Genomic DNA, 19,773 nt, shown 5'->3' with positions numbered 1-19,773 from the left:
AGCCCGGTTGATCGCATTGGGCCTGCGTGCAATGACCATTCCTTAATGTGCCAGAAGTGTCACGACCTGGTCGAAGCGGCTGTTGGCGATCCAGGCCAGAAGTCCCAGGATCACGGCTGTTCCGCCAGCTGAATAGGCAAGCCTGTGCTTGATGGACTTGACGTCGCCCCGGACTTCATCCATGTCTCTTCGGATGTACTTGAGGTGTGTTTCCAATTCAATGACGCGAGGTTCCATATCAACTTCTCCGGCGGGCTTTGCACTGTTTTTGAGTTCAGCCTGATGATTGGCGCGATTTTCGGTGAACGGCGCGACCGGAGTTACCGGTAGTCTGAGGTCATGGCTTTGCATGGAGTAACTGGCTCCTCGCGTTAAAACCATTCGAGTGGTCGATGCCGTTGTTGCTCGCGCTTTTTGAGGCCCTTAAGCGGGTTCCATTCATTGTTTTCACATCCCTGTGTAAATTTAACGGGTGATGACTGATAACCGAGGCACAACGGTGTACCAATTACCCGGGTGGGTCAATTGAGCCGATTCCTCACGTTTTGTAAGAAAAAATACCGCTCTGTAGGACTCACGTTTCCTGCCCTTGGAAATAATTCGACTTTTATGAGGGGCTGCGAGGTCAACATATCCCATGGAATTACGGATATGGGAGTGGCACAAATGAGCGAGCGCAAGGCGCTGTTGATTCTGCATGGCAAGCAGGCACTCAACGAGGAGGTCCGTGCAGCCGTCGAAGGCAAGCGCCAGCAGGGCTGGAAACTGGCTGTTCGACTGACCTGGGAGGCCGGTGATGCGCAGCGGTTGGTAGAGGAAGCGCTGACGGCAGGCTATACGCAGCTGATTGCCGGCGGCGGCGATGGTACCTTGCGTGATATCGCCGAAGCCATGGCGGCGCATTCGACGCAGGCCAGTCTGGTGCTGTTGCCCTTGGGCACCGCCAACGATTTTGCTCGCGCTGCCGGTGTGCCTCTGGAACCCGCTCAGGCGTTGGACCTACTGGAGGCTGCCCCGCGAGCCATCGATCTGGGAGAAGTCGGCGGGCAGGTTTTTCTGAACATGGCCACTGGCGGTTTTGGCAGCCAGGTCACGGCCAATACCTCAGAGGATCTGAAAAAAATTCTCGGAGGCGCCGCTTATCTCTTCACGGGTTTATCGCGCTTCAGTGAGTTGCATGCGGCCTATGGCGAGTTGCAGGGGCCGGATTTTCACTGGAGCGGCGAATTGTTGGCATTGGGCATTGGCAATGGCCGACAGGCTGGCGGTGGTCATGTGTTGTGCCCACAGGCGCTGGCTGACGATGGTTTGCTGGATATCAGCATTTTGCCCGCGCCACAGGAAGTGGTCGGCACCTTGAAAGACTTGCTGACCGATGGCTTCGGAATCGACAACATGTTTGTGCGAGCTCGCTTGCCATGGGTCGAGATCAAAGTCTCGGAGGGCCTTTATATCAACCTTGATGGTGAACCTCTGGAGGGCGATAGTCTGCGTTTCTCGGCGCGCCCGGCGGCATTGCGTGTGCATTTGCCCGAGGGCTCGCCGCTGCTGAGTGTCTCGAATCCAGCTAATCGTCCAGACTGATGATTTGCTCGCGCACGGCGAACAGCACCAGGCCGGCCACATCGTAGATCTGCAAGCGTTTCATGATTTGCGAGCGGTGGGTTTCGACGGTCTTGATACTCAGACCCAGCCCATTGGCGATTTCCCGGGTGGATTTTCCGCGAACAATCAGTCGCAGGATTTCCAGCTGGCGTGCCGTCAGGTTGTGCGAATCCTGGGTTTGCGTCTGATTTTTCTGGGTTCGGGTCAGCGCCTGGTTGATGACCGTATGGGCAATGGCCGGGCTCAGGTAGCGTTCGTTATTGCGCAAGGCATCCAGGGCATGTTCGAGTTCGGTGGCCGTGGTGTCCTTGAGCAGGTAGCCATGAGCCCCTGATTCCAGTGCCTGCATGATGAGCGCCGGGTCGGTGTGCATCGACAGGATGAGTACTTTGCACTGTGGGCGTACTCGCTTGAGTCGCTGCAAGGCTTCAAGGCCACCGGTTTCCTTCATGGAAATATCCAGCAGAATGATGTCCGGGGACAGCTGCTCGACCATCTCGACCAACTGCGAGCCGTCATTAGCCTCCCCGATTACTGCATAGCCGGGAATATCCAGCACCAGAGCGCGCACGCCAGCCCTGATCAGCGAGTGGTCGTCCACCAGAAGTAAGTTACAAATCAATGCATAACCTTATTCGTACTGGCCCGTTCTAGCGCACGGGGCGCCCAGGGGAGGAGTGCTTCTATTTGAGTGCCTTTGCCTGGTTCGCTGGTCACGGTCAGTGTGCCACCTAACTGATCGATCCGTTCAGACATCCCGGCCATTCCGCGTTGCCCCTCGCGAGCAGGATCTGCCGCTGGCGTGAAACCCAGGCCATCGTCGCTGATCAACAGCGTCAGGCCCTGAGGCAGGCGTTGCAGGCGAACCAACAGATTTTTGGCCTCGGCGTGACGCAGTATATTGGTAACTGCTTCTTGAGTGATTCGAAAGGCTGCCACCGCCATTTCCTCAGGTATGCCCGTCAGGCGTTGATGGCATTCCAGGCTCCAGTTCACGGAGGTATTGGCCAGGGTCCTGAGTAAATGTGCACGCAGACTGGCTTCCAGCCCGAGACTGGTCAGTTGCCGCGGATTGAGGATGGCCGAGACGTCACGAACCTTGGTCAGGGTTTCGTCCAGCGTATCGCAGAGTACCGAGCACTGACCCTGCAGTTCTTCGGGCAGTCGACGTTTGAGCCATTCACTTTGAAGTTTTGCGGCGGTCAACAATTGACCGATGTCATCATGCAGTTCCCGACTGAGCCGGTGGCGTTCGTTTTCCTGCACTTCCAGCAGACGGTCAGCCAGTTCTTGAGGTTGAAACTTTATCGATTTGCGCGAGAGGCAATGTCCCACCCAGACACAGGTCAGCGCTGCACTGTTGAGCACCAGCAGACTCACTGGCAGTGGCATGGACAAGCTGTAGACCAGCAGGCTGCCAAGCGCCGAGCAGATGCACAGTAATAGCGTGAACCGGCGCGCGTTTTTTCGGGAGGGTGGCCACTGGGTAATTGACTTGAGGCTGGCGTACATAGCGGATGGAGCCAATGGATGTTCGCTGCGGGTAGACCGGCCATAAGGGCTGACGGGTCTCTGTGTGGAAGTCGTTGTGTGAAAGTCGCCTTCAATGGCTGCGGTGCAGTATTCGAAATACAGCCTTCAATGGGCTCGCCTGGAGTCACTCTGTCATTAATTGACGTCAACTAATGGTCGGCATAATACCACTTAAGATACCGTTGGTCGCGTTCGGATATATAGCTCTGTACAGGCAGTAAATAGGGTGTGTGGACGGTAGCTCCATAATGGAAAAAACTTTCGAGTCTTATCGTAGGAACATATCGTTTGCCAGTATTTTGTTTTTATTGACTGGCACTACCTGAAGGCGAGACAGAAATAACTATGTGTTTCGAGCGGTCGTCGACTGGTATGAATATTCAATCGCGACATGAGCGCATCAAGTTATAAGGCAGCGTCATGGCGATAAAACAGCGCAGCACGGCCAGGTGCTGGTGAATTTTAAGCTTGCCGTTCCGAGAACAAAACGAGCCTGAACGGTCTAGAGTGGCTGGGCGGCTGAAACTGACTTTGTCCCACTTGAAACGCAAACGCTTCAATCAGCGAGGTCTGTTCACTGTCATCGAGACCGAGCTGGCCGGTAGCCTGATCGATGAGTTCGAGTTGCCAGGCCATTAATGTGAAGCAGTCCTGGAGCGCGTCCAGGGCTTGGTCGTGCAAGTCCATGTGGTTCTGCGCCTGGCTCAGTAATCCATGAATATGCAACGAGAACTCCGAGACCGCCACCAGTGCCAGGGCATCGGCCTTGCTGGACAGCTTGAGAAGGGTGCTGAGCATGCAATCGATGGCGTCCTTGTCATTGCTGATCAATTGCAAATGACTCAGGCACTCCTCGGATTTGGCCAAGAGTGTTTCAGCCTCGACGAGAAACTCCGGAAATCGCTGAGCCCACTCTTTGGTGTCGTTCGGCATGCTTATCTCCACAACGTCATGTCAAATGAGGGAATGTCGTGTGTGCCGACGAGAACCATAAGTGTCTCGGCGCTGGCAAGCCTTCGTGAGATCGCGCTCTGGCAGGTTTGAGCGCCAGCTGGGGAACTCGAGAGGGTGGATGGCCACTGACCTGCGATCGCACACAAAAGCCTGACTCCGTTCATGCAATGAGAATGGCGTCACATTAATGGCTATTGGATATTGCGAATATCAGGTTGGGCCTGATTGTTACTAGGGGAATCCCTTACGCAGGGGAACCTAACGTGCAAACCGAGGTCGCGCCGCAGGGAATAAAAGCAGATGAGAAATCACGGACTCAGTAAAACATGATGTTAATGTGACATCAATGCCTGATCGTGACATTTTGTCTGGGGGTCAAGGTCCGGCAAAAACAGCCGATAACTTCCTTTAGTGAATTCATCAGAACAAGCCCAGGAGTCATTAATGGCCGGCATTCTCGACACGGTAGACCAACGCACGCAACTGGTGGGTGAGAATCGCCTGGAAATTCTCATGTTCCGGCTGGCCGGACGACAATTGTTCGCGATCAATGTCTTCAAGGTCCAGGAAGTGCTGCAGCTGCCGAAGCTGACCCTGATGCCCCAACGCCATCCCTTTGTTTGCGGAGTGGTCAACCTGCGTGGCCAGACGCTGCCGGTGATCGACCTGTCCCAGGCCATCGGCATGCGCCCGCTGGTACCAAGCCCCACCAGTACCATCATCGTCACCGAGTACAACCGTTCGGTGCAGGCGTTTTTGGTCGGTGGCGTGGACCGCATCGTCAACATGAACTGGGAAGCCATTCTGCCGCCGCCGACCAGTGCCGGTCGCCAGCATTACCTGACCGCCATCAGCAAGGTCGATGACCAGTTGGTGGAAATCATCGACGTTGAAAAAGTCTTGGCCGAAATCGTTCCATACAACGCCAAGGTATCGCGCGACAAACTCGACGATCCGGTTCTGGAGCGTGCTCGTGGCCGTGAAGTGCTGCTGGTGGATGACTCGAACGTGGCCCTGTCGCAATTGCGCGACACGTTGGGTCAACTGGGCGTGAAGATGCACATCGCCAGCGATGGCTTGAAGGCGCTGAACATGCTCAAGGCCTGGGCCGATACGGGCGAAGTCATGACCGACAAGCTGCTGATGATCTTTACCGATGCGGAAATGCCGGAAATGGACGGCTATCGCCTGACTACCGAAATCCGTAATGACCCCCGTTTGCGCGGCCTTTATGTGGTCTTGCATACCTCGCTGTCGGGTAGCTTCAACGACTCGATGGTCAAGAAGGTCGGCTGCGACAACTTTCTCTCCAAGTTCCAGCCGGACAAACTCGTCGACGTCGTGCGCCAGCGCCTGATGCTCGACGCAGTCCCTGCCTGACATCACTAGGGGGCTGGTCTGACATCAGCCTTTGATTCGGCAATCAAGCTCGTATAGGGTGGCGTTTTTACCCACCAGGGAGCTGGCCATGCGTCTGAGCGCGCTTTATCGTTTTCCGTTGAAATCCGGCAAGGGTGAGACCCTCAATCAGGTCAGCCTGGACAAGCTGGGACTGGACGGTGATCGACGCTGGATGTTGGTGGATGAGGCCAGTGGGCGTTTTCTGACCCAGCGCGCGGTCGCGAAAATGAGTCAGCTGTCGGCGTTGTGGAATGCCGATGGCGGCTTGACCCTCAGTGCTCCGGACCATTCACCGATCGATATTGCGTTGCCTGACGGTGAGGCCGATCTGCGCGGGGTGACCATCTGGCGCGACACCCTGCGCGTTCCCGATGCCGGCGATGCGGCGGGTGCCTGGGTCAGTGAGTTCATCGGCAAGCCAACGCGTTTGGTGCAAGTGCCGCTTGATCGCGCGCGGACCACCCAGGCCGGCTACGGCAAGGACGATGATCAGGTAGCTTTTGCCGACGGCTTTCCGTTGTTGCTGATTGGTCAGGCGTCGCTGGAAGATTTGTCGCAACGGGTCGGGCGGCCGCTGGAGATGTTGCGCTTTCGGCCCAATCTGGTGATCGAGGGCAGTGAAGCGTATGCCGAAGATAGCTGGAAGCGCATCCGCATTGGCGATGTCGAGTTCCGCGTGGTCAAGTCCTGTTCACGCTGCATTCTGACCACCATCGACCCACAGACCGGCGAACGCAGCGAAGATCGCGAACCTTTGGCGACCTTGCAGAAATACCGGGCCCAGGAAGACGGCGCGATGTTCGGTCAGAACCTGGTCAATGACGGTAACGGCAGGCTCGAAGTCGGCATGCCGGTGACGATCCTCGAATAAAAGCCCTTCAAAATGAAAAATGCCCGTGTCCTTTTTGGACACGGGCATTTTTTTCGCCGTGAAAACCCGCGGGTTTAGTCGCGGTATTCGCACAGGTAAGCGGTGTCGACGGCCACTTTCAGCTGGAACTTGCTGTTGGCGGGTACGTTGAACTGGCTGCCGGCGGCAAAGGTTTCCCAAGTGTCGCTGTCAGGCAGTTTGACGGTCAGGGCGCCGGACACCACGTGCATGATTTCACGCTGGCTGGTGCCGAATTCGTATTCGCCCGGTGCCATGACGCCGATGGTCGCTGGACCTTCAGCGGTGCCAAAGGCGATCGACTTGACGGTGCCGTCGAAGTACTCGTTGACTTTAAACATGGGCGGTTCCTCGAAAAGGGCTAAAAAGGGCCGGCCAGTATGCACAAGGTGTCGATAGGCGTCACCTCCTGCACTCAAGGATTAGCGGGGAAAACCAGCGGTAACAAACGTGCAGTATTGCGCGCGTCTTCCAGCGCCCGATGCTGCTGACCGTTGAACTGCAGGCCCGCCAGTTGCAGGGCTCCATTGAGCCCCAGCGGGCGCTCCAGCCGACGAGCCTTGGCGAAACGTTGCTTGAGGTTCATGTGCGGCACCCGGCTCAGGGCGCTGTCGAGTTGCAGGCGCTGCCAGTCTTGAAGCAGTTGTTTGCGGTCGTAATCGCCCCAACTGGCCCAGCCTTCCAGGCGCGCGTGATGTTGACCGAGCCAGCGTTCGAACAACGGCCAGATGTCGGTGAGCGGCTGTGCGGCATTGATATTGGCCTGGGTGATGTGGGTCAGTTCCCGGCAAAAAGGCGTCAGCAAGGGCCGGCGCAACGGGCGCACGAAGCACTGGAAGTGATCCAGTTCCTGGCCCTTGCGGTCCACGAGGGTGGCACCGATTTCGATGATTTCCATTTCCGTTACTGGCCAGCCACCCTCATCGGTGGTGGCTTCCAGATCAATGACCAACCAGTGAGGCATCGCAGGGTTCCTGGTATCCGCGTCCTGATAGGGCTTGAGCGTAGCCAAAGCCGGCGGATCCGCCTAGCGGCTTATTCGACCTCCAACAAAATCTGACGATTTTTGACCTGATCGCCTACCTTGATCTGCAACCGTTTGAGCACGCCGTCGATACCCGATTTGAGCGGATGCTCCATTTTCATTGCTTCAAGCACTACCAGTAGCTGACCTTTGCTGACCGGGCTGCCCTCACTGACCAATACATCGACGATCGCCCCGTCCATCGGCGCCTTGAGCGTGCCGGAACTGACACTGACCTGGCCGTTGACCAGCGCCTGGGTCCGATCGACCAGCCGCAGGCTGCCGGGGCGCGTGAACAACCACAGTTGCCCGGCTTCGAGGCGGTAGGCATGGCGTTGGCGGATGCCGTCGATTTCCAGGGTAGCCCAGTGCCCGTCGCACCCGATGATTTTCAGTTCGAGGGTGCAAGCGCCAATCTGAGCACGGTAGGGTTTGCCAGGTTCAGCGTTCAATTCCACCGGCCAATCCTGATCCTCCAGGCCGATTCGGTAGTGCAAAGGCACGCAGGCGTTGTTGCGCCAACCGGCTAGCGGGGCGCGGTGAGCCTGTGCCGACGCTTGATAAAACAGCGCCGCGGCGATGGCCAGTTCTTCGGCGCTCGGCACATGGAGATGCAGACAAGGATGATCGGCAAAGTACGTGGGGATGAACCCGGTGCTGAACTCGCCGCTGATGAACTGTGGATGTTCCAGCAGGCTGGAGAGCAAGCGCTGATTGCTTTGCACGCCCAGCAGCACGCTGTCCCGCACCGCCCGCAACAACTTGCGCCGGGCTTCTTCGCGGGTGGCGCCGTGGGCGATGAGCTTGCCCAGCATCGGGTCATAGAACGGGCTGACAGACTGGCCTTCGATCAGACCGTGGTCGATCCGCACGCCGCCTTGCAACGCGGGCTCCCAGGCTGCGATTCGCCCGGTTTGCGGCACAAATCCCTGGGCTGGATCTTCGGCGTACAGGCGCACCTCCATGGCATGCCCGTTGAGCTGCACCTGCTCCTGTCGCAATGGCAGTGGCAGTCCTTCGGCAACGTGTAACTGCCAGGCCACCAGATCGAGGCCGGTGATCAGCTCTGTCACGGGGTGTTCCACTTGCAGCCGAGTGTTCATCTCCAGGAAGTAAAACTGGCCGCGAGCATCCAGCAGGAATTCCACAGTGCCGGCGCCGACGTAATTCACCGCGCGCCCCGCCTTGAGCGCGGCTTCGCCCATGGCCTGGCGCAACTCGGCGGTCATTACCGGGCAGGGTGCTTCTTCGATGATTTTCTGGTGACGGCGCTGGATCGAACAGTCGCGCTCGCCAAGGTAGATCAGGTTGCCGTGCTGATCGCCGAACACCTGAACCTCGACGTGACGCGGGTCGATCAAGGCTTGCTCGAGGATCAGTTCGTCGCTGCCAAACCCATGCAGCGCTTCGGAGCGTGCGGTACGGAGTTGCTCCAGCAACTCGGCGGCACTGTGTACCAGGCGCATGCCACGACCGCCACCGCCGGCGCTGGCCTTGATCATCAGCGGGTAGCCGATGCGTTCGGCTTCGCGGCGCAAAGTCGCGTCGTCCTGTTCGCTGCCCTGATAGCCTTTGATGCAGGGCTCGCCCGCTTTGATCATGGCAAGTTTCGACAGACGTTTGCTGCCCATCAGTTCGATGGCTTCGGGGCTGGGGCCGATGAAGAGGATGCCGGCCTGTTGGCAGGCGAGGGCGAATTCTGTGTTTTCCGAGAGGAAGCCGTAACCGGGGTGGATCGCATCGGCACCGGTGCGCCGGGCGGCGTCGATGATTGCCGGGATGTTCAGGTAAGACTGTTGCACCGGGGCCGGGCCGATGTTCACGGCTTCGTCGGCCATCTGCACATGCAAGGCATCGGCGTCGGCATCGCTGAACACGGCGACGGTGCGGTAGCCCAGCGCTTGCGCGGTGCGCTGGATGCGGCAGGCGATTTCACCGCGGTTGGCGATCAGGATTTTGCTGAAGGCGGGCATGGGTTGTTCCCTTTGTATTGCGGTGAATGTGATGGCCCCATCGCGAGCAGGCTCGCTCCCACATTTGAAATGCATTCCCCTGTGGAGCCTGCTCGCGATGCTTTTAAATAGCCCAACCCGGTTTACGCTTCTGCACAAAGGCCATCGTCCCCTCGACCCCTTCATCCCCGGTCACTGCCTCACTGAACCACTTGGCCGCTTGGTCCAGCAGGCCATCCGAGAATTGCACCGCACTCGCCAGCAAGAGTTTTTTTGTCGCCGCATTCGCCCCCGGTGCGCAACACAACACATGGGCCAGCACCTCATCGAGGCGTTCGGCCAAGGCTTGCGGGTCATGCTCGACAAAATGCACCAGTCCCATGCGCCGCGCCTGGGTGCCATCGAACCGTGCGGCGGTCAGGGCCAGTCGGCGGGCCTGGGTCAGGCCGATGCGCTGCACCACGAACGGCGCGATCTGCGCCGGCAACAGGCCGAGGCTGGTTTCCGGCAGGCCGAATTGCGCCTGATGATCGGCCATCGCGATATCGCTGACGCAGGCCAGACCAAAGCCGCCGCCAAGCACCGCGCCTTGCAGCACCGTGATGACCACTTGCGGCGCATGCTGAGCTTCTTCCAGCAAGGCGCCGAACGCACGGTTCAATTCGCGGTAGGCGGTCGCGCCTTGAGCGCGGGCATTGGCCATGTCCTTGATGTCGGCACCGGCACAAAAATGCCCGCCGGCACCACCAATCACCAACGCGCGAACCTGCCGGTCATCCCGCACCGCCGCCAGCACCGCCCGCAGCTCGGCGACCATTTGCAGGCTCATGGCGTTGCGACTGTCGGGGCGATTGAGGGTGATGTGCAGGACGCCGTTATGCCGTTCGAGCAACAGGGTCTGACAAACGGGGAGGGTGCTCATTTCTTTTTCCCCGGCAGGATGCCCATGAGTTTGCAGATGATCCCCAGCATGATTTCGTCGGCACCGCCGCCGATCGACACCAGCCGCACGTCGCGATAAGCCCGGGCCACCGGGTTGTCCCACATGAAACCCATGCCGCCCCAATATTGCAGGCAACTGTCGCTGACTTCCCGACCGAGTCGCCCGGCCTTGAGTTTGGCCATGGACGCCAGACGGGTAACGTCCTGGCCTTTGATGTATTGCTCGGTGGCCTGATAGACCAGCGCCCGCAGGCATTCGATTTCGGTTTGCAGTTCGGCCAGGCGGAAATGAATGACCTGATTGTCGATCAGCGCATTGCCGAAGGTTTTGCGCTCCTTGCAGTACTCGATGGTGCTGTCGACGCAGTGTTCCAGGCCTTTGATCATGTTCGCCGCGCCGAACAATCGTTCTTCCTGGAACTGCAGCATCTGCATCATGAACCCCGCGCCTTCGTGGCCGATGCGGTTGCGTTGCGGTACGCGCACATGGTCGAAAAACACCTGGGCGGTTTCCGAGCTGCGCATGCCGAGCTTGTCCAGGTGCGAGCTGAGGCTGATGCCGGGGCTGTTCATCGGCACCATGATCAGCGACTTGTTGATGTGCGGTTTGTCGTCCGAAGTGTTGGCCAGCAGGCAAATGAAATCGGCGCTCGGCGAGTTGGTGATCCACATCTTGCTGCCGTTGATCACGTAGTCGTCGCCGTCCTTGCGGGCGGTGGTTTTCAAACCTGCTACGTCGGAGCCGGCACCGACTTCGGAGACGCCGATGCAGCCAACCTGCTCGCCGGTGATCGCGGGGCGGAGGAATTCTTCGCGTAACTCATCGGAGCCGAAACGCGCCAGGGCCGGGGTACACATGTCGGTCTGCACGCCGATGGACATCGGAATACCGCCGCAATGAATGGTGCCGAATTCTTCGGCAGCCACAATCGAATAGCTGTAATCGAGCCCCATGCCGCCGAATTTTTCCGGTTTGGAAATCCCCAGCAGACCGAGGTCGCCGGCCTTGCGGAAGATCTCATGGATCGGAAAGCGCCCGGCCTTTTCCCATTCCTCGACATGAGGATTGATCTCGTGATCGACGAATTGACGGACGGTGCGGCGCAGTGCTTCGTGTTCCTGGGTGAAGATCATTTTTTATTGTTCTCCTGATCGCCGCTTAGAAGCGGGCTACGCCGAAACTGTTGGATTGCAGCGAACGAACTTCGGCCTCATGACAGATATCCAGCAAATACCCGAGCAACGTGCGGGTGTCCCGTGGATCGATCAGCCCGTCGTCCCACAGATTGGCGCTGCCATACAGCGCGGTGGACTGGCTGTCGAGTTTCTGCGCGGTGACCTGTTCCAGCATGTCGAGCATTTTCGGGTCGGGCACCAACCCGTCCTTGAGCTGTTTGGCTTCGGTGACGATCCGCAACACTTTACCGGCCTGGGCGCCGCCCATCACCGCGGTGCGGCTGTTGGGCCAGGCGAAGATGAAACGCGGGTCGAGGCCACGGCCGCACATCGCATAGTTGCCGGCACCATAGGAACCGCCGACGACGATCGTCAATTTAGGCACCCGGGCATTGGCCACCGCTTGAATCATTTTGGCGCCGTGCTTGATCACGCCTTGTTGTTCCGACTCGGTGCCGACCATGAAACCGGTGGTGTTGTGGAAAAACAGCAGGGGCGTCTGGCTCTGGTCGCAGAGCTGAATGAACTGTGCAGCCTTGCTCGCACCTTTGGGTGTAATCGGGCCGTTGTTGCCGATGAAGCCGCAGGCCCGACCCTGAATCTGCAAATGCCCGCAGATTGTTTGCTGGTCGAACTCGCCCTTGAATTCAAGGAAGTTCGAAGCGTCGGCAATCCGGGCGATGATTTCACGCACGTCATAGGGTTTTTTCGGGTCATCCGGGATCAGACCCAGCAGTTCGTCGATGGGGTAGAGCGGTTCTTCCCACTGACGTTCGGGTAACCATGGCAGCTGATCGTTCCACGGCAACAGGCTCATGATTTCGCGCACCTGGCGCACGCCATCGGCATCGTTCTCGGCCAGGTATTCGGCGGTGCCGGCGGTTTGCGCGTGCATCTCGGCGCCGCCCAGTTCTTCATCGGTGGCGACTTCACCAGTGGCAGCCTTGAGCAGCGGCGGCCCGGCGAGAAACAGCTTGGCCTTGCCGCGCACCACCACCACGTAATCCGACAACCCCGGCTGATAAGCACCGCCCGCCGTGGCCGAGCCATGGACCACAGTAATTTGCGGCAAGCTCATGGCCGACATCCGCGCCTGATTGGCAAAGCTGCGCGCGCCTTCGACGAAAATCTCCGCCGCATAATTGAGGTTGGCGCCTCCGCTTTCCGCGAGGGTGATTACCGGCAGTTTGTTTTCCATGGCGATCTGTTGCAGGCGCAGGGACTTTTTCAAACCGCTGGGGGAAATGGTTCCACCCTTGATCGCGCTGTTGTTCGCCACCACCAATACCCGTACGCCGGATACGTAACCGATACCAGCGATCAAACCGCCGCCGGCCGAGCTGCCGTCCTTGTCGTCGTGCAGCTTGTAGCCGGCCAGGCTCGCCAGCTCGAGGAACGGCGCGCCGGGGTCGAGCAGCAGGTTAAGCCGCTCCCGGGGCAGCAGCTGCCCGCGCTTGTCGAACCTGGGCTTGGCTTCGGCGGCTTTGCTCAGCAGGTTCTGTTCGAGCTGACGGACTTGCTCAATGCCGGCCAGCATGGCCGCCCGGTTGCGGGCGAACGCTTCGCTGAACGGATCTACCTGGGACTGGATGACCGGCATGGTTACTCCTTGTCCTTGAGCTCGTCTGGTTTGGATGCGTCGGGTTTGAGCGCGTCGGGTCTGAGTACTTCGGGTAAATAGGCGCGGTGAAAGCCGTTGTACGAGTGGCTGTTCTGCGCCTTGTGCATCGGCCAGGCCCGCCCGCCGAGGCTGGCGGCGCCGTCGATGCGCAACGTGCTGCCGCTGACAAAAGCGGCTGCCGGGCTGAGCAGGAAAACAATCGCCGCGCTGATTTCCGATTCGGTGCCGATGCGCTTGAGCGGTACGTGTTCGCACAGGGTCGGGATCACGGCCCGGAATGCACCTTCGTAGGTGTCCATGCCGCTGGAGGCGACCCAGCCTGGCGCGACGGCGTTGACCCGCACGCCGGCATAGCCCCATTCAAACGCGGCGGTCTTGGTGAAGTTGTCCATGCCCGAGCGCGCCGCGCCCGAGTGACCCATGCCGGGCATGCCGCCCCACATGTCGGCGAGCATGTTGACGATGGCGCCGCCGTGCTTGCTCATCGATTGATTGAACACCTCACGGGCCATCAGAAAACCACCCACCAGATTGGTGCGCAGTATGGTTTCGAAACCTTTCTGATTGATCGACGCCAGGGGCGAGGGATATTGCCCGCCAGCATTGTTGACCAGCCCATGAATCGGCCCGTGTTTGCGGATCAATTCGCTGACCAGTTGCGTGACGGCGTCTTCATCGCGGATATCGCAGACCTGCCAACTGGCTTCACCCCCGTCTTCGGTGATTTCAGCGGCGACCTTTTTCAGTTTCTCGGTATTACGTCCCACCAGCAGCACATGCGCGCCGAGGGCTGCGAGCTCGTGAGCGGTGCAACGACCGATGCCGCTGCCGCCGCCGGTGACGATGATGTTTTGGCCAGCGAACAGGTCGGGTTTGTAAATCGAGTCATAAGCCATGGCGACGGTCCTCTTAGGGGGTGTTCTCAATTAGTTTCCCTGCCGCGTTGTCGCCTTAAAGCGGGCCAGGCAAGGCGCAGGCCGCTGGGAATGGTAGCTCCCTTTCAAGGCCTGCAACGCAGCCTGGCCCGCTTTAAGGCACAACCCGAAGGGCCGGGCCTGCTGTTGTGCAGGGCTGTGTTGCTCGAAGCTTATTTGGAATGACCAAACTACGCTTCTCGCGCCTTGCCCTGCACAACAGCAGACCCGGCGCGGCGGGGAAACTAATTGAGAACGCCCCCTAGACCTGATCGGCGATGCGCTGCGGCACCGGAATCTGGATCTCCAGCAGTTGTTGAGCGAACGCCTTGCCTTGCGGATCGATCCGCAGGCTGGCCACGCCACCGCCGCCGAGCGCGTTCTCCAGAAGAAAATTAAAGCTCTGAGTGCCGGGTAAATACCAGCGTTCGACGCGTCCGTGGATCGGATCGAGGACATGGCTCATCCAGTCGACCATTACCGCAGGTGTCAACGCTTCGGCGATCCACGGCAGGTAGTCGGGTTGACGGGCCATGACGCCGATATTGCTGTGATTGCCCTTGTCGCCGGAGCGCGCCACGGCGAGTTTGATCAGGGCCACGCTGGCGTCGGCCCGTTCTGTGGGTTGGGGCGGATCGAACGGTAATGGCAAGTCATCCGGATCGAGTACATCGAGGGCGGGCAGGGCGCACGGGTGGCGCTCACCGGCGAGGTCGATTTCCAGGGTGCAGGCAGTTTTGTCGATCAGGAATGAAAACAGCCGGATCAGCGGGTACACCGTCGGCCGCCCGCCGACGATCCCGGTCAACCCCGGCGCCATGCCGGTGGCGGCCTGGGCGATTTCCCGGGAGAACAGAATCAAGGCCTGTCTGCTTGGGTGGCGCACGGCGAGTTTGATCACCACTTCGCGGCTGTCCTGGCGCTGGCCATGAGGGCCATAAGTGGCTTCGCTGCCCAGCAGTTCGATGTTCACTTCGCTGTAGGGCGCCCAGCCGCGCTGGCTGAAGATTTCCGAGGTCTTGTTGATGATCGCCTGGCTGACCCGTCGGGCCTTGGCCACGGCATCGATCCCGGCGATCAGGCAGCTGGCGGTACAGCGGAAACCGTCCGGATACGTGGCGCTGACCTTGTAGTGATCGGTCGGCGGCAAGCCTTTTGCGCCATGCACCTGCACCGCGTTTTTGCCTTGCTGCACGAGTTTGACCTGACTGAAATCGCACACCACATCGGGCAGCAGATAGGCCTGCGGGTCGCCGATTTCATAAAGCATCTGCTCGCCAACGGTCAGGGGCGTGACCAGACCGCCGGAACCATCGGGTTTGCTGACGATAAACTGGCCGTCGGCGCCGACCTCGACGATCGGAAAACCGATGTGTTCGTAATCGGGCACGTCGTGCCAATCGGTAAAATTGCCGCCGGTGCATTGGGCGCCACATTCAATAAGGTGCCCGGCCAATGCAGCCTGGGCGAGTTTGTCGTAGTCGTGCCACGACCAGCCGAACTCATGCACCAGCGCGGCGCTGACCACGGCGCTGTCGACCACGCGCCCGGTAATCACAATGTCGGCGCCCAGACGCAGGGCTTCGACGATGCCCGGCGCGCCGAGGTAGGCGTTGGTCGACACGCACATCGGCGGCAGGGGCGTGCCATTGAACATCTCATGGAGGCCAAGGCTGCTCAGGCGTTTGAACTGCGGTTGCAGATCGTCACCCGATAGCACGGCGATCTTCAGCGCCACTCCGGCCTTGTCGCAGGCCGTTTGCAGGGCCGCGGCGCAAGCCTGTGGATTGACGCCACCGGCATTGCTGATGACGTGGATCTTCTGTTCCGCGAGCTGGTTGAGGAGGGGGCTGAGGACTTCGATGAAGTCGCTGGCGAAGCCGGCCCCCGGATCTTTCATCCGCGCCCCGGCCATGATCGACATCGTGATCTCGGCCAGATAATCGAACACCAGATAGTCCAGCCGCCCGCCTTCCACCAGTTGCTCGGCGGCGGTCGAGGTGTCGCCCCAGAATGCGCTGGCGCAACCGATGCGGATTGTTTTGGGCGCAGCCAATTCCATAACCACCTCCGACAGAAGTGCTTCGAGACTACCAAGCAAGCGCTTGGTTTGTAAACGACTGAAATATCTTCTGCCCAAGCGCTTGCTTGGTCGCCCCCGCCAGCTTAAATTGCCCGCGCAACCCCGCTGTTTTAGCGGCCAGCGGCGCAATTGATTGATCGACTGTAGGAGAGAACGGGTGGACGAGCAAAAAGCCCTGAGGGTGATGCGCGAATTGGTCGACAGCGGCCAATTGACCGACCCGGACAGCGCCCGCGGCAAACTGCTGCAAGTGGCCGCTCACCTGTTTCGTAATAAAGGTTATGAACGTACCACCGTGCGCGATCTGGCCGGTGCGGTCGGCATTCAATCAGGCAGTATTTTTCACCACTTCAAAAGCAAGGATGAGATCTTGCGGGCAGTGATGGAAGAGACCATTCGCTACAACACCGCATTGATGCGCGCAGCCCTGGCCGAGGCCGGCAGTGTGCGCGAGCGGGTTTTGGCGCTGATTCGCTGCGAATTGCAGTCGATCATGGGCGGCAGCGGCGAAGCCATGGCGGTGCTGGTGTATGAGTGGCGTTCGCTGTCAGCGGAAGGCCAGGCGCAGGTTCTGGCGCTGCGTGATATTTATGAAGACATCTGGCTGCAGGTGCTGGGCGAAGCCAAGGACGCCGGTTTTATCCGTGGTGACGTGTTCATCACCCGCCGTTTCCTGACGGGCGCGTTGTCCTGGACCACCACCTGGTTTCGTGCCGATGGCAGCATGAGCCTCGATCAATTGGCCGATGAGGCGTTGATTCTGGTGCTTGAAGAACGGCAGTGAGCCGTCTATCTCGGCAAGAAACTGGCTAAGTTGGCGAAACCGCCTAGCTTGAATGCATTGATTGATATTTTTTTTGGGGAGTAGGCTGTTTTGATGTCTTCACCAATTCGAACAGTGTCTCGGCTTTTGCTGGCGGCGCTTGCTGTGTGCTGCGTGTTGCCGTCTCAGGCTGCACAGTTGGTGCGGGTCGGTGCCGCGCATTTTCCACCCTATACCGTGCGCCCGGAGTCCGGTGCCGACACCGGTTTGTTGCCGCAACTGGTGGAAGCATTGAATCAGTTGCAAACCGACTATCGGTTTGAGCTGGTGCCCACCTCGATTCCTCGACGTTTCAACGATTTCAAGGAAGGCCGGGTCGACATGGCGATTTTCGAGAACCCGGACTGGGGGTGGAAGGACATCCCGCACACCCTCGTCGACATGGGCCTGGAAGATGCAGAAATCTTTGTCGCGCAAAAGAAACCCGATCGCGATGAGAATTACTTCAAGGACCTGACGGGCAAGCGCCTGGCGCTGTACAGCGGCTATCACTACGAATTTGCCAATTTCAATGCCGATCCCAAGTATCTGGCCGACGCCTACAAGGCCACGCTGACCTATTCCCATGACAGCAACCTGCTGATGGTGCTGCGTGGGCGAGCGGACATTGCCTTGGTGACACGCTCCTATCTGAGCGATTACCTGCTGCGTAACGAGAAAGTCGGCGAGCAATTGCTGGTGTCGCAACGCATCGATCAGGTCTATCACCATTACGCGTTGATTCGCCCGCAGGCGCCGATTACCGGCGAAGCATTTGGCAAGTTGCTGCAAGGCCTGCGAAACAACGGCCAGATGCTGAAGATTTTCGATCCCTACAAAATTGCTCTGGTGCCGGTGGGAAAACCCTGAATCGTGCCCCTGATTAGTGCCATGAGACGCGCATTTGGTGACTGCGCTTAAATTTCCTGCTCCGGCTCACGTCACATCGTTGAACTGTCGACGATTACCGTGAGCCCCACCCATGTCCAATCTGAATGACCTGACCACCCTGGCCTTGCCGTCAGGCAACTGTCTTGTAGCCGATGAAACCGCCAGCCGCCTGAGCCTCAGCCTGCAAGGGCAGGCGTTGATCGAGCTGCGGCTGACCCGCGAGCCCGAGTTGCATCTGCGGCTGGAGGAGCGCTTCGGTCGCCCTGACGGTCAGGCATTCTGGGCGGCCTGTTATTGGCTGTTTGCCCGTGACGCGGCTTGTCAGCGTCTGACCTGGCACCTCGATGACGTGCCCACCGAAGCCTTGCTCAGCGGGTTGTTGATCGCGACCGACGTCACCGGTCAGTATCGCTGCGAACGCATGCTGTTCTGGCAGCTGCCCCAGTCTTGGCTGGGTGAATCGCGCACTGGCAGCTATCCGCAGCAAATGGTCATCAGCGGCGGCAAGCGCCATCCATTGCGTGCGGTGAAACCCCGTGGTGAGGTGTATCGACGCTTCGATGCGCGGCTCGGTGCGTGGGTCTCCCTGCGCACGGTAGAAATCGAGCATGACCTGGCGCGTTTCAACCGCTGGCAGAACAGCCCGCGGGTGGCGAGTTTCTGGCAGGAGGAGGGCAGTCTCGAGAAGCATCGTGAATACCTGAGCAAGCTCGAAGCCGACCCGCACACCTTGACGCTGATCGGTTGCTTCGATGATCAGCCGTTCGCCTATTTCGAAGCCTATTGGGCCAAGGAGGATCGCATTGCGCCGTTCTATGATGCCGGTGATTACGACCGTGGCATTCACATGCTGGTGGGCGAAGAACATCACCGCGGCCCGCACAAGGTGGCGAGCTGGCTATCGGCGCTGGTGCATTACTTGTTTCTCGATGATCCACGCACTCAACGGGTGGTCGCCGAGCCTCGCGCCGACAACGCGAAGATGATCGGGCATATGCACAATCAGTGTTTCCACTGCGAAAAAGAGTTCGACTTCCCGCACAAGCGCGCGGCGCTGATGATGCTGGGGCGTGAGCGGTTTTTTGATCGGTGTTCGTTGGTCTGAGGTGTATGGCTCAAGGTCTGTGGCGATCTTGAGTCAGTCTTCGCGAGCAAGCCCGCTCCCACAGTTGATCTGCAGTGCCCGTCAATAGTGTGTTCACAGAAGATCCAATGTGGGAGCGGGCTTGCTCGCGAATGGAGCGCCGCAAATTTCAGCGACGAGCAAAGGTATCCGCACGATTGCCCGACACCTTGCGGCAATGCACCAGCGCATCACGAATCATGAAGTTCACCAGGGTTGGCGAGACGCCGAGTTCCTTGGCGATGTCTTTTTGCGGCACGCCGTGCAGGCGGTACATCTCGAAGGCGTAACGGGTGCGGCTGGGCAGCTCCGTCAGCGCATCGGCGATGTTTTCCAGGGTCGAGAAATTCATGTGCGAGGTTTCCGGCGAAGCGCCCTGAATCACCACGTTCAGACCTTCCTCTTCCGGGCCCGAATACTTCTGCTCCAGCGCCTGCTTGCGGTAATGATCGATCGCCAGGTTACGCACGATCTGGAACAGGTAACTGAGCTGAGCCTTGATTGACGACGTGATCTGCGGCGCCGATTGCAGCCGGAAGAACGCATCCTGCACCACATCTTCAGCGCGTGATCGGCAACCGGTAATGCGGGCGGCAATCTTGACCAGAATCAGTCGGTTGTCGACGAAGGCCTGAAGTAGCGGTGAATCGCACCTGCTTGTGGATACTTGTTCCGTCATTGGAAATCACCTTGCTGCAAATAGGGTCGTGGGACGACGGGGGGATCGGAGTCGTCCTACACATCGAGCGACAAATTATGTTGAATGATAATGATTGTCAATTGAGAAGGAGAATTAATGCTCCTCGAAAGAGCAGAGTGAGAGCTGCGACACGCTGACTCACCTACCGACCTCAAGCCTGCTG

At 59.1% G+C, this 19,773-nt stretch carries 19 protein-coding genes; 6 read left to right on the top strand and 13 right to left on the bottom strand.

All coding sequences use genetic code 11. The features are described from left to right. Positions 1-42: 42 nt before the first annotated feature. Positions 43-351, bottom strand: coding sequence for a hypothetical protein (locus tag BK662_RS08265; RefSeq protein WP_123357671.1), 309 nt, complete (start codon positions 349-351; stop codon positions 43-45). 315 nt (positions 352-666) lie between these two features. Between BK662_RS08265 and yegS the strand changes: the two genes are divergently transcribed. After that, positions 667-1,584 carry a lipid kinase YegS gene (yegS, locus tag BK662_RS08260; protein WP_123358121.1) on the top strand — a complete coding sequence of 306 codons (918 nt, stop codon included), beginning with the start codon at positions 667-669 and terminating at the stop codon, positions 1,582-1,584. Here the strand turns inward: yegS and BK662_RS08255 are convergent. The 3 genes from BK662_RS08255 to BK662_RS08245 form a co-directional block, all read right to left on the bottom strand. After that, complete coding sequence (locus BK662_RS08255; RefSeq protein ID WP_123357670.1) at positions 1,568-2,227, bottom strand: response regulator; 660 nt, start codon at positions 2,225-2,227, stop codon at positions 1,568-1,570. The two genes, yegS and BK662_RS08255, sit on opposite strands and share 17 nt — an antisense overlap. Continuing rightward, positions 2,224-3,117, bottom strand: a complete 894-nt coding sequence (locus BK662_RS08250) for a sensor histidine kinase (protein ID WP_123357669.1) — start codon at positions 3,115-3,117, stop codon at positions 2,224-2,226. Before BK662_RS08250 ends, BK662_RS08255 begins: the two co-directional genes overlap by 4 nt. Positions 3,118-3,600: 483 nt before the next feature. Next, positions 3,601-4,071 (bottom strand): hypothetical protein, encoded by a 471-nt coding sequence (locus tag BK662_RS08245; RefSeq protein WP_123357668.1) that lies wholly within the window; start codon positions 4,069-4,071, stop codon positions 3,601-3,603. A gap of 465 nt (positions 4,072-4,536) precedes the next feature. On the opposite strand from BK662_RS08245, the gene BK662_RS08240 reads away from it, so the two are divergent. Continuing rightward, positions 4,537-5,472 (top strand): chemotaxis protein CheV, encoded by a 936-nt coding sequence (locus tag BK662_RS08240; protein WP_030132292.1) that lies wholly within the window; start codon positions 4,537-4,539, stop codon positions 5,470-5,472. Between the two features lie 88 nt (positions 5,473-5,560). Continuing rightward, a complete protein-coding gene (locus tag BK662_RS08235) occupies positions 5,561-6,364 on the top strand; it encodes an MOSC domain-containing protein (RefSeq protein WP_123357667.1) in 804 nt (267 codons plus the stop codon). A gap of 74 nt (positions 6,365-6,438) precedes the next feature. Here BK662_RS08235 and ppnP read toward each other — a convergent pair whose 3' ends face one another. The 8 genes from ppnP to BK662_RS08195 all read right to left on the bottom strand — a co-directional run bounded on the left by ppnP (position 6,439) and on the right by BK662_RS08195 (position 16,073). After that, the gene (gene ppnP, locus BK662_RS08230) at positions 6,439-6,723 is read right to left on the bottom strand and encodes a pyrimidine/purine nucleoside phosphorylase (protein ID WP_123357666.1); all 285 of its coding nucleotides are present in this window, start codon (positions 6,721-6,723) and stop codon (positions 6,439-6,441) included. Between the two features lie 74 nt (positions 6,724-6,797). Continuing rightward, positions 6,798-7,346, bottom strand: coding sequence for a 3'-5' exonuclease (locus BK662_RS08225; RefSeq protein WP_123357665.1), 549 nt, complete (start codon positions 7,344-7,346; stop codon positions 6,798-6,800). A gap of 71 nt (positions 7,347-7,417) precedes the next feature. Then, positions 7,418-9,379 (bottom strand): acetyl/propionyl/methylcrotonyl-CoA carboxylase subunit alpha, encoded by a 1,962-nt coding sequence (locus tag BK662_RS08220; RefSeq protein ID WP_123357664.1) that lies wholly within the window; start codon positions 9,377-9,379, stop codon positions 7,418-7,420. Between the two features lie 103 nt (positions 9,380-9,482). After that, the gene (locus BK662_RS08215; protein ID WP_123357663.1) at positions 9,483-10,280 is read right to left on the bottom strand and encodes an enoyl-CoA hydratase/isomerase family protein; all 798 of its coding nucleotides are present in this window, start codon (positions 10,278-10,280) and stop codon (positions 9,483-9,485) included. Continuing rightward, a complete protein-coding gene (gene atuD, locus BK662_RS08210) occupies positions 10,277-11,434 on the bottom strand; it encodes a citronellyl-CoA dehydrogenase (protein ID WP_123357662.1) in 1,158 nt (385 codons plus the stop codon). The genes BK662_RS08215 and atuD overlap by 4 nt, the downstream gene beginning before the upstream one ends. 25 nt (positions 11,435-11,459) lie before the next feature. Beyond that, positions 11,460-13,076: a geranyl-CoA carboxylase subunit beta gene (gene atuC / locus BK662_RS08205; protein ID WP_123357661.1), complete on the bottom strand. Its 1,617-nt coding sequence runs from the start codon at positions 13,074-13,076 to the stop codon at positions 11,460-11,462. Positions 13,077-13,078: 2 nt separating this feature from the next. Beyond that, a complete protein-coding gene (locus tag BK662_RS08200) occupies positions 13,079-13,993 on the bottom strand; it encodes an SDR family oxidoreductase (RefSeq protein ID WP_123357660.1) in 915 nt (304 codons plus the stop codon). A gap of 280 nt (positions 13,994-14,273) precedes the next feature. Then, positions 14,274-16,073: an acyclic terpene utilization AtuA family protein gene (locus BK662_RS08195; protein ID WP_123357659.1), complete on the bottom strand. Its 1,800-nt coding sequence runs from the start codon at positions 16,071-16,073 to the stop codon at positions 14,274-14,276. Positions 16,074-16,251: 178 nt separating this feature from the next. Between BK662_RS08195 and BK662_RS08190 the strand changes: the two genes are divergently transcribed. The 3 genes from BK662_RS08190 (at position 16,252) to BK662_RS08180 (ending at position 18,892) form a co-directional block, all read left to right on the top strand. Further along, the gene (locus BK662_RS08190; RefSeq protein ID WP_038982266.1) at positions 16,252-16,878 is read left to right on the top strand and encodes a TetR/AcrR family transcriptional regulator; all 627 of its coding nucleotides are present in this window, start codon (positions 16,252-16,254) and stop codon (positions 16,876-16,878) included. A gap of 93 nt (positions 16,879-16,971) precedes the next feature. Beyond that, complete coding sequence (locus BK662_RS08185; RefSeq protein WP_123357658.1) at positions 16,972-17,766, top strand: substrate-binding periplasmic protein; 795 nt, start codon at positions 16,972-16,974, stop codon at positions 17,764-17,766. A gap of 112 nt (positions 17,767-17,878) precedes the next feature. Beyond that, positions 17,879-18,892, top strand: a complete 1,014-nt coding sequence (locus BK662_RS08180; RefSeq protein WP_123357657.1) for a GNAT family N-acetyltransferase — start codon at positions 17,879-17,881, stop codon at positions 18,890-18,892. Between the two features lie 148 nt (positions 18,893-19,040). Here the strand turns inward: BK662_RS08180 and BK662_RS08175 are convergent, their stop codons facing one another. Beyond that, the gene (locus BK662_RS08175) at positions 19,041-19,589 is read right to left on the bottom strand and encodes an RNA polymerase factor sigma-70 (protein WP_007894994.1); all 549 of its coding nucleotides are present in this window, start codon (positions 19,587-19,589) and stop codon (positions 19,041-19,043) included. Between the last annotated feature and the right edge of the window lie 184 nt (positions 19,590-19,773).

Origin of the sequence: Pseudomonas frederiksbergensis (genome assembly GCF_003732275.1) — a bacterium.
In the GTDB taxonomy this organism is placed as follows: domain Bacteria; phylum Pseudomonadota; class Gammaproteobacteria; order Pseudomonadales; family Pseudomonadaceae; genus Aquipseudomonas; species Aquipseudomonas frederiksbergensis_H.
Note: the sequence above shows the minus strand (reverse complement) of the source record. Positions and strands in the feature narration are given on the sequence as shown.